The sequence below is a fragment of the Stenotrophomonas sp. CFBP 13725 genome (genome assembly GCF_014841935.1).
Classification (GTDB): Bacteria; Pseudomonadota; Gammaproteobacteria; order Xanthomonadales; family Xanthomonadaceae; genus Stenotrophomonas.
The window spans coordinates 1-13,451 of sequence record NZ_JACYUV010000010.1; the positions used below are offsets into that span (position 1 = coordinate 1).

Below are 13,451 nucleotides of genomic sequence, written 5' to 3' on the forward strand. Positions count from 1 at the left end.
CGAAGCGGACGTTGTTGACTCTGCTGCTTCGACGTTGAACCCGGAGGCCTTTCGCCGTTGCGAGCCGCCTATTATGCCGGACTTTTCGAGTCCGTCAACACCTTCGTTCGATTAAATCGTTCGGCGGTGGTGGCGTTCCTTTTGCCGCTGAAGCCCCTTGGTGGCGACCCCTGCGACGGGGGAGGTGAAGTATGTCCCTTTCCCCAGACTTTGGGAAGGGGTTTGGCGATATTTTTTCACATCGCCTTGCAGTTGCTCGTGTATCGGCATCCAGAGCGGGCCGTGGGCCCGCTCCTCCTCTATAGAGAGGTATCAGGCAATGACCAGATGGATGCGGGCGAAGGTCCGCTTGCCTACCTGCAGCAGGCCTTCGAAACCCGGCGGCAGCACCTGCTGCCCGTCTTCCACCACGACACCGTCCACCTTGACCGCGCGCTCCTTGAGCTTGCGGTTGGCCTCGGAGTTGCTCGGGGTCAGCCCGGCGGCCGTCAGCAGCGCGGCCATGCGCAGGCCTTCGGCAGGAACCGCGACGTCCTGCAGCGGCAACTGGGTAATGTCACCCTGCCCGGTCACGGCGGCATTCCAGCCCACCACGGCCTGTTCGGCGGCGGCGGCATCATGGAACCGCGTGGCCAGTTCGCGGGCCAGGCGCAGCTTCACCTCACGCGGGTTCAATCCGCCGGACGCGACCTGTTCCCGCAACGCGGCTGCTTCGGCCTGGCTGATGTCAAAGGACAACAGCTCGATCCAGCGCCACATCAGGGCATCGTCCACCTTCATGGTCTTGGTGACGATGTCGATGGCCGGCTCACTGACACCAATATAGTTGTGCAGCGACTTGGACATCTTGTTGACGCCGTCCAGGCCTTCCAGCAGCGGCATGGTCAGCACCACCTGCGGCTTCTGCCCGTGGTGCTCCTGCAAGCCGCGGCCCATCAGCAGGTTGAACTTCTGGTCGGTACCGCCCAGCTCCACGTCCGCTTCCAGCGCGACCGAGTCGTAGCCCTGCACCAGCGGGTACAGGAACTCATGGATGGCGATGGACTGCTGGGCGGCATAGCGCTTGGCGAAGTCGTCGCGCTCCAGCATGCGGGCCACGGTGTGCTGGCCGGCCAAGCGGATCATGTCGGCGGCGGACATCTTGCCGAACCATTCCGAATTGAAGCGGACCTCGGTCTTTTCCCGGTCCAGCACCTTGAAGACCTGCTCTTCATAGGTACGTGCGTTCTCCAGCACATCCTCACGGCTCAGCGGCTTGCGGGTCAGGCTCTTGCCGGACGGGTCGCCGATCATGCCGGTGAAGTCGCCGATCAGGAAGATCACCTGGTGACCGAGGTCCTGGAACTGCCGCAGCTTGTTCAACAGCACGGTGTGGCCCAGGTGCAGGTCGGGGGCGGTAGGGTCGAACCCCGCCTTTACCCGCAGGGGCTTGCCGCTTTCCAGGCGTGCACGCAGATCGTCGACCTTCAGGATCTCGTCGGCACCGCGGCTGATCAGGGCAAGGGCTTCATCAATGGAGGACACGTTCACTACTCCCGGCAACGCCGTATTTTCTTGTGGGGTGTTAAGACCAAGTTAACCGCATCGGCTTCACAAAAGCCAATAGGCACAAGGGTTTGACGCGCTTTTCATAGGTGTCTATGGTAACCGGCGATCCAGCCCGTGTTCCCGGGCCCGCCAGGAAAACACCACTGATGCTCAATTCCGATCACGGCCGCGCGCGCAAACAGCGCTTCAAGGAACGGCTCCACGTCCTTCACGACAACGCCCTGCACCGGAAGCTCAGGCACCACCTCCCCGCTGCATTCAATGAACGCTGGACCCGGCGTCATTGGGTGCACGCCAGCCTGTTCGCCACCATCGGCATGCTGGTGGCCACGATCGTGCCGGGTTTCTCCAGCACCATCGAAACCCCGTACCCGAACGCGCACACCAGTCTGGCGCTGCCGCTGCCGCCGCTGTCCCTCGCGCGCCAGCAGCACACCCCGGGCGACAGCTGGCAGGTGCTGCGCGTGCAGCGCGGCCAGACCCTGAGCGATCTGTTCGACCAGGCGGGTATCCCGGCCACCACCATGCACCGGATACTCGAGCATCCCGGTGCCCGCGACGCGCTGGTCAAGCTGCGCCCAGGCACCGAGATCGCCTTCGACATGCCGTTGTCCGGTGAGCTGCGCAGCATCCGCTTCAACCGGGACGATGCCAACCGGGTGGAGTTGGCGCTGGCCGGGGACACCATCAAGGAAACGGTCAGCAAGCGCGAGACCAGCACCCGCACCGTGGTCACCAGCGGCGAGATCACCAGCTCGCTGTACGCCGCCGCGCGCAAGGCGGGGCTTTCGCCTTCGGCAATCGCGACCATGACCGACGAGATCTTCAAATACGACATCGATTTCTCCAAAGACCTGCAGCCGGGCGACCGCTTCAGTGTGGTGATGGATGAAACCTGGCGCGAAGGCGAGCGCGTGGACACCAGCAAGATCCTGGCCGCCACCTTCAGCAGCGGCGGCAAGACCTATTCCGGCTTCCGCTTCGACCGCAACGGCAAGGCGGAGTACTTCGATCTCGATGGCCGCCCGTTGAAGAAGAGCTTCATCCGCATGCCGATCCAGTTCGCGCGGTTGAGCTCGACCTTCGGCGCACGCAAGCACCCCGTGCTGGGCAAGATGCGCATGCACAAGGGCGTGGACTACGCCGCACGCACCGGCACCCCGATCATGGCCGCGGGCGATGCGCGCGTGCAGTTCGCCGGTACCCAGCGCGGCTACGGCAACGTGGTGATCCTGGACCACGGTCGCGGCCACACCACGCTGTACGGGCATATGTCGCGCTTCGGCAACATCAAGGCCGGCCAGCGCGTGGCGCAGGGCACTGTGATCGGCTACGTCGGCTCCACCGGACTGGCCACCGGCCCGCACCTGCACTACGAATTCCGCGTCAACGGCGAGCATCGCAATCCGCTCAGCGTGACCATGCCGCCGCCCGAGCCGCTGCGTGGCGCCGAACTGGTGGCCTTCCGCGCCCAGACCTCGCCGGCGATGGCGCGCATCCAGGGCATGGAGAAGATGATCTACGCCGATGCCAGCCCGGCCCCGGCCGGACGTGCCTCCGGCACTGAAGTGGCGAGTGCGCCGCGGGTGGCGACCGGCAACAAGCGCGGCTGAGGCCGCAGCCTGTTCCTGCATTGACGGCTCATGACAGGGCGCCCAAGCTGGCGCCCTTGTCGTTTCTGGAGTTCCGATGACCGCCTCGTTCGATCCGACGTGCCCGCTCTATATAGGCCTGATGTCCGGCACCAGCGCCGATGGCATCGATGCGGCCCTCGTGCAGTTTCCCGCTGAGGGCGGATGCCGCTTCGTCGACGGCCTGACCGGCGCCTGGGAGCCGACACTGCGCGAGCGCCTGGTGGTCCTGGGGCAAGGCGGTGAACTGGCGTCACTGGACGAGCTGGGCGATCTGGATGCGCGCATCGGCCTGGCCTTCGCCGAGGCTGCCGCGGACCTGCTTGCGCAGTCCGGTGTGGCGGCACGGCAGGTGCGGGCCATCGGTTCGCACGGCCAGACGGTCCGTCATCGCCCGAATGCATCGCCTGCGTTCACCCTGCAACTGGGCGATGCCAACCGCATCGCCGAGCGCACCGGCATCACCACCGTCGCCGATTTTCGTCGCCGCGACGTCGCCGCCGGTGGCCAGGGCGCGCCGCTGATGCCGGCCTTCCATCTGGCCATGCTGGGCACGGCCGACGAAGACCGTGCCGTGCTGAATCTCGGCGGCATCGCCAACCTGACGCTGATCCCGCGATCGGGCACCCTGCTTGGCTTCGATACGGGCCCGGCCAACGCCCTGCTGGATGCGTGGTGCCAGCGCCACACCGGCCAGGCGTTCGATGCCGATGGTGCCTTCGCCGCCAGTGGCGTGGTCGACGAGGGACTGCTGGCGCGCTGGCGGGCCGACCCGTGGTTCCAGTTGCCGCCGCCCAAGAGCACCGGCCGCGAGCAGTTCCACCTGCCATGGGCACAGAGCTTCCTGGCCGATGGCCAACGCCCGGCGGCCGATGTGCAGGCCACGCTGCTGGAGCTGAGCGTCGCCACCATCGCCGATGCGCTGCGGCGCAACCAGCCTGGCACCCGTCGTCTTCTGGTGTGCGGCGGCGGCGTCCGCAATGGCCAACTGCTGCTGCGGCTGGGCGCACGCTTGCCCGGCGTGGTGGTGGAATCCAGCGCCGTGCACGGGCTGGACCCGGACTATATGGAGGCGATGGGGTTCGCGTGGCTGGCGCAGCGCACGCTGGACGGACTGGCGGGCAACCTGCCCAGCGTCACCGGGGCACAGGGGCCGCGGATCCTGGGCGCCATCCATCCGGGGTAAGGCCGTTCGGGATTCGCCGAGCGTGGCCCGGCGCTTGGCGACACGTCAGAAGCCGTGGCCGGCCGGCAGGGCCTGCAGGGCCGCGATGGCATCGGCCAATGCATCGACTTCCGGATTCTCGAAGCCGCTGCGGACTTCCAGTTCGGTGGAAAACAGGCCCTGCTCCAGCACGGCGACACAGGCCTGCGCCTGTGTCCACCCTCGCGCCACCGCCAACCGCGCGATACGGTCCAGGATCATCGGATCCACTTCCTGCAGCAGCAGGTCCGCCATGAGTGTGCTCCCCCTTGCATGGCCCCGTCCCCACGGTGCCGACAGGCGATCATCCCGTACCGCGCGCCCGCAGGCAATCAGCCTGCAGGCGATGCGGTGTCGGACAGGCGTGGCCACAACCACGCCAGCAGCAGCAGCGTCGGTACCACGGTCACCGCGCTGAGCATGAAGAACACGCTGTACGAAGTGGCCTCCACGATGTATCCGGACACACCGCCGACGAACTTGCCCGGCAGGTTGGCCAGCGAGACCAGCAGCGCGTACTGGGTGGCGGTGAAGTTGCGATCGGTCAGCGATGACATGAACGCCACCAGCACCGTGCCGGCAAACCCCTGGAACAGGTTGTCGGCACTCAGCGCCGCATAGAACGCCCACAGCTGGCCGGGGTTATGGGCCATCAGCAGGAACGCGAGGTTGGACAGGGCGACGCCGAGGGCCGCCACCAGCAGCATCCGGCGGAAGCCGAACGCTGCCACCGCGATGCCGCCGAGGAACGCCCCGCCGATGCCCATCCAGACACCGAACAGCTTGGACACGGTGGCGATGTCCGCCTTGTCGAAGCCCGAATCGAGATAGAAGGGACCGGCCATCACGCCGATCACCTGATCCGGGAATTTGAACAACCCGACGAAGGCCAACAGTCCAACCGCCAGCGCTACCCCGTTGCGGGTGAAGAAGCTGCTGATCGGCTGGATGAAGGCTTCGGCCACATCGATGCGGCGCACGACGGCCGCTTCCGGGTGCGCCGGCTCGCGGCAGAACACCGTGGTGAGGATCGGCAGCAGCATCAGCGCGGCCATGGCCAGGTAGGCGATGATCCAGCCTTCGAACTGCGCCAGGTACAGCGCGCCGGCCCCGGCCAGGATCAGGCCGATCCGGTAGCCCAGCGTGTACGTGGCCGCCAATGCAGCCTGCGAGGCATCCGGTGCGATCTCGATACGGTACGCATCGACCACCGAATCCTGGGTGGCGCCGGCGAAGGACGCCACCAGTACCCAGCAGACCAGTGGCCACACGCCCTGTTCCGGGCGCACGAAGGCCAGCGCGACCAGACCCACCAGCACCATGACCTGCGACACCAGCAGCCAGGAACGGCGGCGTCCCATGAAACCCAGCAGGGGCACCGCGTAGCGGTCCAGCATCGGGGCCCACAGGAACTTGAGCAGGTAGAAGAAGCTGGCCAGGCTGATCAGGCCGATGCTGCCCAGCTCCAGGCCGACGTCGCGCAGGCGCGTGGACAGGGTCTGTGAGGCGATCAGCAGGAACGGCAGGCCGCTGCCGAAGCCCAGCAGCGCCATGGTCAGGGCCGAGGGCGTGCCGAAGGCGCGCTTGATGCCGGCCCAGCCCTTGTACGACGCCGGCGCGGGCGCGTCCGTCATGGGGCGTAGTCCACGCAGAAGGGAGCATGGTCGGAGAAGCGCTCGTCCCGGTAGATCGAGCACCCCTGCAGGCGGTCGCGCAGGCCCGGGCTGACGAACTGGTAGTCAATGCGCCACCCCACGTTGTTGGCCCGCGCCGCGCCGCGGTTGCTCCACCAGGTGTAGTCCTCGCCGGTCGGGTGCAGCACGCGGTAAGCATCCGCCCAGCCGCGCCCGCTGGCCAGGTCGGTGGCCTGGCCATGGTCGGCGCACACCGCATTGAGCCAGTCGCGCTCTTCCGGCAGGCAGCCGGAGTTCTTCTGGTTGGATTTCCAGTTCTTGATGTCCAGCGCCGAGCGGACGATGTTCCAGTCGCCGCAGAGGACGTAATCACGGCCGCTGTGCAGCCACTGGTCGAGGATCGGCCGGAGCCATTCCATCACCTCGAACTTGAAGCCCTGGCGCAGATCGCCGGAACTGCCCGACGGAATATAGAAGGAGACCACGCTGAGATTGCCGAAGCGGGCCTCGATGTAACGCCCTTCTTCGTCGAACGGCGCCCAGCCCAGCGAGGTGATGACCTGGTCGGGTTCGCGCTTGCTGTAGATGGCCACGCCGCTGTAGCCCTTCTTGGTGCTGGCGTCGCGGTAGAAGCAATGGTGGCCATCCGGACGGAACATCGGATCGGACAGCTGCGCCTCCTGTGCCTTGGTTTCCTGGATGCACAGGACGTCGGCGTCCTGGGCGCGGAACCACTCGAGGAAGCCCTTGCTGGCAGCCGAACGGATGCCGTTGGCGTTGAAGCTGATGATGCGCATGCGGTCGATTCAGGGTGTCGGCGGAAACCGGCCCAGCATACCTGTTGCCACCGGCCTCGGCCCCCTTTCTCCCCCGTTGAAAGGGACCTGACGCGGGCTTTGCAGTACGCTTTACGTTCCAAGAAGAAGATAGATAGAGTCAGATGAGCGACCATCGTCACCGTTTCCTGCAGTTGGCCCTGAGCGCCGACGCCCTGCGCTTCGGCCAGTTCACCCTCAAGTCCGGCCGCCTGAGCCCCTATTTTTTCAATGCCGGCCGATTTGATTCCGGCTCCAAGATGGCGCAGCTGGCGCTGTGTTACGCCGACGCCGTCGATGCGGTCGGCCTGAAGTACGACGTGGTGTTCGGCCCGGCCTACAAGGGCATTCCGCTGGCCACCGCGATGGCCTGCGAGCTGGCGCAGCGTGGCCGCGACCTGCCGTTGTCGTTCAACCGCAAGGAAGTGAAGGACCACGGCGAAGGCGGCCAGCTGATCGGCGCCGACATGACCGGAAAGCGGGTACTGATCGTCGATGACGTCATCACCGCGGGCACCGCGATCCGTGAAGCGATGGCGATCATCCGTGCGGCGGGCGGCATTCCGGCCGGCATCGTGGTGGCACTGGATCGCCAGGAGATCGCCTCGGAAACCGACAAGCGCTCGGCCGCGCAGGCCGTGGCCGAAGAAGCCGGCATTCCGGTGATCGCCGTTGCGACGATGGCGGATCTGCTTGATTTCGCGTCCGGAAACCCGGAACTTGTCGGCTACCGGCAGCCGCTGGAGGACTATCGGTCCCGCTACGGCAGCCGTCCTACGCACTGAAACGGCCCAAGGGGGTGGTCGCCATGGTGAGGATTTCATCGCTGTTAGCGGTCGTGCTGCTGACCGTGCCGTGCGTGGCCAGCGCACAGGGCACGGCAGATCCCAAGCCGAAAAAGCTGTATTGCTGGAACCAGGGCACTCAACGCATCTGCAGCGATGCCCTGCCCGCCGACGCGGTCAACAATGCGCGCGAAGAGTTCAGCGCCATCAGCGGCCTGCGCAGCGGCCAGGTGCAGCGCGCGCTCAACGAGGATGAGCGCGCACAGGCCGCCGTGGCAGACGCGCAAGCGCGCCTGGATGAAATGGCGCGCGAGACCCGCCAACGTACCGAGCAGGCGATGCTGTCCACCTATGGCAGTGAAGCCGAACTGCGGCGGGTCTTCAGCGAACGCATCGGCATTCTCGAAAACAACATCAATACGGCGCGGTACAACGTCGCCAGCCTGCGCGATGCGCTGTTCACTGCACTGGCCAGCGCCGGCGACCAGGAACTGGCCGGCCGCCCCGTGGGCGACAAGCCCGCCGCCACCATCCGCCAGCGGCATGGGGAACTGATCGCACAGCAACGCATGCAGGCGACCTTCGAGCGCCAGCGCAAGGAGTTGGATGTGGAGATCGATGAGACGGTGCAGCGTTTCCGCCTGCTGAAAGGCGGTACGCCCGCGGCCTGAGGGCACACGGGTCCACGTCATCGCATTCGCGCTGCCGCTCCCACGCTTTGCTGCGCAAACCGTGGGCCCCGTCTCACCAGCACCCACACCCCCCCTCTTCGCGGCCGCCCCTGACTCAGGGGCTCCCTCCACCCGACGGGTCAACGGGGCCTGCGGTAGCGCCGAGCCGTGCTCGGCGGAATGTTTCCGCCAACGGCCCGCTACGCTCGCCGACCATGGGTCGGCGCTACCGCTTTTCTCTTTTTTATTACGCGGCGGGCGGCCACGGAACCTGTCAGGGGGGTCGGGCGGTGGGGCTGGGCGGGGGCGTTGAGCGCCATGGATGGCGCGAAACGAGGCCTGCATGGATGCGGCTCTTGCCGTCCCCCGACCAGCCCCACCGCCCGGCCCCAGACACGCAACCTGCTGTCAGCGCCAGCCGCGAGGGGGTCTCACCCGTTCGCCGCAGTATTTACGCTGACTTTATGCGGCCGCAGGGAACGCGCCATGGAGGCTTTACGCGTGCCAGGCGGAGCATGACGTCCTGAGGTGGAGCGGTTCCACCAGGACGATCACTGTCATGTCATCGACTTCGCGTTGCACCGCCGCCCACCCGGCCGGCGGCCGTTGCTGTTCCTGCCAGGCGGGGTGCTGACCATGCCCGGCTGGCTTTCCCTGCTGTGCGGCGTGCTGGTGCTGGTGGCGGCCGCGTACCTGCTCTACGTCGTGCTCCGGCCCGAATCCTTCTGACGGGCCCCTGACATGACCGAGATCTTCGTTCTGCTGGCGGCCAGCGTGCTGCTGGCCTGGCCGCTGGGCCTGTACCTGGCGCGGGTGATGCGGGGCGCCCCCATGCGCATCGACCCCCTGTTCCACTGGATTGAGAAACCGCTGTACCGCGTGCTCGGCGTCGATCCGGCGCATGGCATGTCCTGGCGGGGTTACGTCGGTGCGTTCGTGCTCAGCAACCTGGTCATCGCCGTGCTGGTCTGGGCGGTGTTCATGACCCAGGCCTGGCTGCCGCTCAACCCCGATGGCATTGCCAACCTGCGGTGGGATACGGCGCTGCATACGATGGTGTCCTTCCTCACCAACACCAACCAGCAGCATTATTCCGGCCAGGCGCAGCTGTCCTATCTCTCGCAGATGACCGGCATCACCGGACTGCAGGTGGTGACGCCGATGATGGGCCTGGCACTGGCGGTGGCCACGCTGCGCGCGATGTTCGCGCCGACACGGACGGACGTGACCGACGATGGCGACCGCCGCATCGATGTCGGCAACTACTACCGCGACGTGCTGCGCCTGTGCGTGCGTTTCATGCTGCCGCTGTGCCTGCTGTGGACCGTGCTGCTGGCGAGCCAGGGCGTGCCGTCCACGTTCGCGGCAGGCCCGCAGGCCACGCCGATGGACACGAGCGCTGGCATGGAAACGCAGAAGATCCCGCTGGGCCCGGTCGCCGCGATGGTCGCCGCCAAGCAGCTCGGCGCCAACGGCGGCGGCTGGTATGGGCCGAACAGCGCGTTTCCCTTGGAGAACCCGACGCCGCTGTCCAACGCACTGGAGCTGGTCGGTATCCTGCTGATCCCCATCGCGATCATCTTCATGATCGGTGCCTTCACCGGACGCCGCCGCTTCGGCTGGCTGGTACTGGGCTGCATGGCCAGCATGTCCACGGTCTCCATCGCGGCCACCGTCTGGCTGGAAGGCCACTCCCCCACCGCCGCCAGCGCCCTGCTGATGGAAGGCAAGGAAGTACGGCTGGGCAGTGACGCCACGGCGTTGTGGGCGGCCGTCACCACCCAGGTGTCGAACGGTTCGGTCAACGGCATGCTCGACTCGATGAGTCCGCTGGCCAGTGCGGTGTCGCTGGTCAACATGCTGGTCAGTGCCATCTGGGGCGGCATCGGCTGCGGCCTGCAGCAGTTCATCGTCTACCTGCTGCTGGGCGTGTTCCTGGCCGGCCTGATGACCGGCCGTACGCCGGAGCTGTTCGGACGCAAGCTGGAAACACCGCAGATCCGCCTGCTCGCGCTGCTGGTCCTGCTGCAGCCGATCACCCTGCTGGTGCTTACCGCGGTCACCTTGGCCGTACCGGGGTTGTCCGGCACGTCCAATCCCGGCTTCCATGGCATCAGCCAGGTGTTCTATGAGTACGCCTCGGCCTACGCCAACAACGGCTCGGGTTTCGAGGGGCTGGGCGACAACACGCCGTGGTGGAACCTGACCTGCTCGCTGGTCCTGCTGCTGGGCCGCTTCCCGCTGCTGATCGTGCCGCTGGTGATCGCCGCGCAGCTTGCCGCCAAGCGCCGGGCACCGGAATCGCCAGGCACGCTGCAGATCGAAACCCCCACCTTCGCGCTGACCCTGCTCAGCGTGATCGTCATCCTGACCGTCCTGCAGTTCCTGCCGGTTCTGGTGCTCGGCCCGGTGGCCGATCACCTCAGCCTTGGCCTGCATTGAGGCAATGCCCATGAACCCTGTCGCTCCTTCTTCCCTGCCGCGTCGCCCTGCCCTGCTGGATGCCGCCGGGCTGCGCCACGCGCTGCTGGAATCCGTCCGCAAGCTCTCCCCCCGGCACCTGATGCACAGTCCGGTGATGGCCGTGGTGCTGGCCGGTACCCTGCTCGCGCTGGTCATCACGTTGAGCGGCAATGCACCGCTCGGCTTCGGCCTGGCGGTCAGCGCGATCCTGCTGCTCACCGTGCTGTTCGGCAACTTCGCCGAGGCGGTGGCCGAAGCACGTGGCCGTGGCCAGGCCGCCTCCCTGCGACGCGCCCGTCAGGATCTGGTCGCGCGCCGCCTGCGCACGGCGCACCCTGATGCGCAGCAGGAACAGGTCGCCGCTGCCGAACTGCGCCCGGGTGACCACGTGCTGGTCAGCGAGGGCGAGCTGGTTCCGGCCGATGGTGAAATCGTCCAGGGCCTGGCCACCATCAACGAAGCCGCCGTCACCGGCGAATCGGCACCGGTGCTGCGTGAAGCCGGCACCGATCGATCCGGGGTGATCGGCGGCACCAAGGTCCTGTCCGATCAGATCGTGGTGCGCATCACCGCCGAACCAGGCCACAGTTTCCTGGATCGGATGATCGCGCTGGTGGAAGGGGCCAACCGGCAGAAAACACCGAACGAAGTGGCGCTGACCCTGCTGCTGGCCGCGATGACGCTGACCTTCCTGGTGGTGGTCGCAACCCTGCCGGCGATCGGTGCATCGGTGGGCGTACGCGTGGATCCCTTGTTGCTGGTTGCGCTGCTGGTCTGCCTGATCCCGACCACCATCGGCGGATTGCTGCCGGCCATCGGCATCGCGGGCATGAACCGGGCACTGTCCGCCAACATCCTGGCCAAGTCGGGCAAGGCCGTGGAAGTGGCCGGCGACATTGATGTGCTGCTGCTGGACAAGACCGGCACCATTACCCATGGCGACCGGCAGGCGACCGCGTTCCATCCGCTGGCGGGCGTGGATGTGTCACAGCTGCGCGAGGCGGCCCTGCTGTCATCGCTGGCCGACCCCACGCCGGAGGGTAAATCCATCGTGCGCCTGGGGCGCGAACAGGGCTGCCGCCACGCAGAGCCCGAACAGGCCCACTACCTCGCTTTCAGCGCACAGACACGGATGTCCGGCGTCGACCTGGGGACGTCCAGAAGCATCCGTAAGGGCGCCGCGGACGCCATCCGCGCGCACGTACAGGCACTGGGCGGCGAGGTGCCGGCCGAACTCAGCGGACGCGTGGAACAGGTTGCGCGCAATGGCGCCACACCGCTGGTGGTGGCCGAAGGTCGCCATGTGCTGGGCGTGGTCGAACTGTCCGACGTGGTCAAGCACGGCATGCGCGAGAAATTCGCCCAGCTGCGGGCGATGGGCATCCGCACGGTGATGATCACCGGCGACAACCCGCTTACCGCCGCCGCGATCGCGGCCGAGGCCGGCGTGGACGACTACATCGCCGAGGCCCGACCCGAAGACAAGCTGGCGCGCATCCGCCAGGAGCAGGCCGGCGGCCGGTTGGTGGCGATGGTCGGCGATGGCACCAACGATGCGCCCGCGCTGGCGCAGGCCGACATCGGCCTGGCGATGAACTCCGGCACGCAGGCCGCCAAGGAGGCCGGCAACATGGTCGACCTGGATTCGGATCCGGCCAAACTGCTGGCCGTGGTCGAGATCGGCAAGCAGCAGCTGATCACCCGCGGTGCGCTGACGACGTTCTCGCTGGCCAACGACATCTCCAAATACTTCGCCATCCTGCCGGCGCTGTTCGCCGCGACCGTGCCTGCGATGGCGTCGTTGAACGTGATGGGCCTGTCCAGTCCACGCAACGCGGTGCTCGCCGCACTGATCTTCAATGCGCTGGTGATCCCTGCCCTGATTCCGTTGGCATTGCGCGGCGTCCGCTTCCGTCCGGCCACGGCCACGATGTTGCTGCGGCGGAACATGCTGGTGTACGGGCTCGGTGGCGTGCTGCTGCCGTTCGTGGCGATCAAGGCGATCGACTTCCTCCTGATGATGGTGATTGGCGCATGAATCGTTCGATGATGACCCCCGCAGAGACCACCGCACCGGCGCGTGCACGTGCCCGGGCTGCGGCCGAGCGCGAAGCGAGACTGCAGCATGACGCCCCTTGGCGCCCCGCCGTGGTGCTGGGGCTGGGCAGCCTGCTGCTGGCCGGCGCGCTTTACGCCGGCGTCGGCACGGGGCTGGCACGGCTGGCCTTTCCGGCGCAGTCCGACGGCAGCCTGCTGCACGACGCGCAGGGCACGGTACGCGGTTCAGCGCTGCTGGCACAGCCTTTCGTCGGCGATGGCTGGTTCCAGACGCGCCCGTCCGCGGCCAGCCACGATCCGATGGCGGCGGCCGGGTCCAACATGGCGCGCAGCAATCCCGCACTGGCTGCCCGCGTTGCCGAAGCCACCGCCGCTGTGGCGGCGCGCGAAGGCATCCCCGCGGCGCAGGTGCCGGCTGATCTGGTGACCCAGTCCGGCAGCGGCCTGGATCCGGATCTTTCGCCGGCCGCCGTGCAGGTGCAGGTGGCCCGCGTGGCGCATGCGCGTGGGCTGTCCCCTGCCGCCGTACAGGCGCTGGTCGATGCGCAGGTGCAGGCGCCGCGCTGGGGCCTGTTCGGCCAACCCCGGATCAACGTGATGCGGCTCAACCAGTCCGTGCAGGCGGCCGCGCATGCACGGTGA

Annotated in this window: 12 protein-coding genes; 8 read left to right on the top strand and 4 right to left on the bottom strand. The window is 67.1% G+C overall.

Features of this window, described 5'->3' with window-relative positions; translation table 11 throughout:
- Positions 1–312: 312 nt before the first annotated feature.
- Positions 313–1,524, bottom strand: coding sequence for a tyrosine--tRNA ligase (gene tyrS / locus IFT65_RS14820; RefSeq protein ID WP_192082072.1), 1,212 nt, complete (start codon positions 1,522–1,524; stop codon positions 313–315).
- A 170-nt stretch (positions 1,525–1,694) separates the two neighbouring features.
- On the opposite strand from tyrS, the gene IFT65_RS14825 reads away from it, so the two are divergent.
- Complete coding sequence (locus tag IFT65_RS14825; protein WP_192082073.1) at positions 1,695–3,161, top strand: peptidoglycan DD-metalloendopeptidase family protein; 1,467 nt, start codon at positions 1,695–1,697, stop codon at positions 3,159–3,161.
- Positions 3,162–3,237: 76 nt separating this feature from the next.
- Positions 3,238–4,365: an anhydro-N-acetylmuramic acid kinase gene (locus IFT65_RS14830; protein WP_192082074.1), complete on the top strand. Its 1,128-nt coding sequence runs from the start codon at positions 3,238–3,240 to the stop codon at positions 4,363–4,365.
- A 45-nt stretch (positions 4,366–4,410) separates the two neighbouring features.
- Here IFT65_RS14830 and IFT65_RS14835 read toward each other — a convergent pair whose 3' ends face one another.
- The 3 genes from IFT65_RS14835 to IFT65_RS14845 all read right to left on the bottom strand — a co-directional run bounded on the left by IFT65_RS14835 (position 4,411) and on the right by IFT65_RS14845 (position 6,814).
- Positions 4,411–4,638 (bottom strand): hypothetical protein, encoded by a 228-nt coding sequence (locus tag IFT65_RS14835; protein ID WP_188325830.1) that lies wholly within the window; start codon positions 4,636–4,638, stop codon positions 4,411–4,413.
- Between the two features lie 77 nt (positions 4,639–4,715).
- Complete coding sequence (locus IFT65_RS14840) at positions 4,716–6,017, bottom strand: MFS transporter (protein WP_192082075.1); 1,302 nt, start codon at positions 6,015–6,017, stop codon at positions 4,716–4,718.
- Positions 6,014–6,814, bottom strand: coding sequence for an exodeoxyribonuclease III (locus tag IFT65_RS14845; protein ID WP_192082076.1), 801 nt, complete (start codon positions 6,812–6,814; stop codon positions 6,014–6,016). The genes IFT65_RS14840 and IFT65_RS14845 overlap by 4 nt, the downstream gene beginning before the upstream one ends.
- A gap of 143 nt (positions 6,815–6,957) precedes the next feature.
- On the opposite strand from IFT65_RS14845, the gene pyrE reads away from it, so the two are divergent.
- From pyrE to kdpC, 6 genes are all read left to right on the top strand, one after another.
- Positions 6,958–7,617, top strand: a complete 660-nt coding sequence (pyrE, locus tag IFT65_RS14850; RefSeq protein WP_188325827.1) for an orotate phosphoribosyltransferase — start codon at positions 6,958–6,960, stop codon at positions 7,615–7,617.
- Positions 7,618–7,640: 23 nt separating this feature from the next.
- On the top strand, positions 7,641–8,288 hold the full coding sequence (locus tag IFT65_RS14855) for a hypothetical protein (protein WP_192082077.1): 648 nt from the start codon (positions 7,641–7,643) through the stop codon (positions 8,286–8,288).
- A gap of 636 nt (positions 8,289–8,924) precedes the next feature.
- On the top strand, positions 8,925–9,017 hold the full coding sequence (locus IFT65_RS14860; protein WP_188327166.1) for a potassium-transporting ATPase subunit F: 93 nt from the start codon (positions 8,925–8,927) through the stop codon (positions 9,015–9,017).
- 12 nt (positions 9,018–9,029) lie between these two features.
- Complete coding sequence (kdpA, locus tag IFT65_RS14865; RefSeq protein WP_192082078.1) at positions 9,030–10,730, top strand: potassium-transporting ATPase subunit KdpA; 1,701 nt, start codon at positions 9,030–9,032, stop codon at positions 10,728–10,730.
- A 4-nt stretch (positions 10,731–10,734) separates the two neighbouring features.
- Positions 10,735–12,789: a potassium-transporting ATPase subunit KdpB gene (gene kdpB, locus IFT65_RS14870; RefSeq protein WP_192082079.1), complete on the top strand. Its 2,055-nt coding sequence runs from the start codon at positions 10,735–10,737 to the stop codon at positions 12,787–12,789.
- On the top strand, positions 12,786–13,451 hold the full coding sequence (gene kdpC / locus IFT65_RS14875; protein ID WP_192082080.1) for a potassium-transporting ATPase subunit KdpC: 666 nt from the start codon (positions 12,786–12,788) through the stop codon (positions 13,449–13,451). The genes kdpB and kdpC overlap by 4 nt, the downstream gene beginning before the upstream one ends.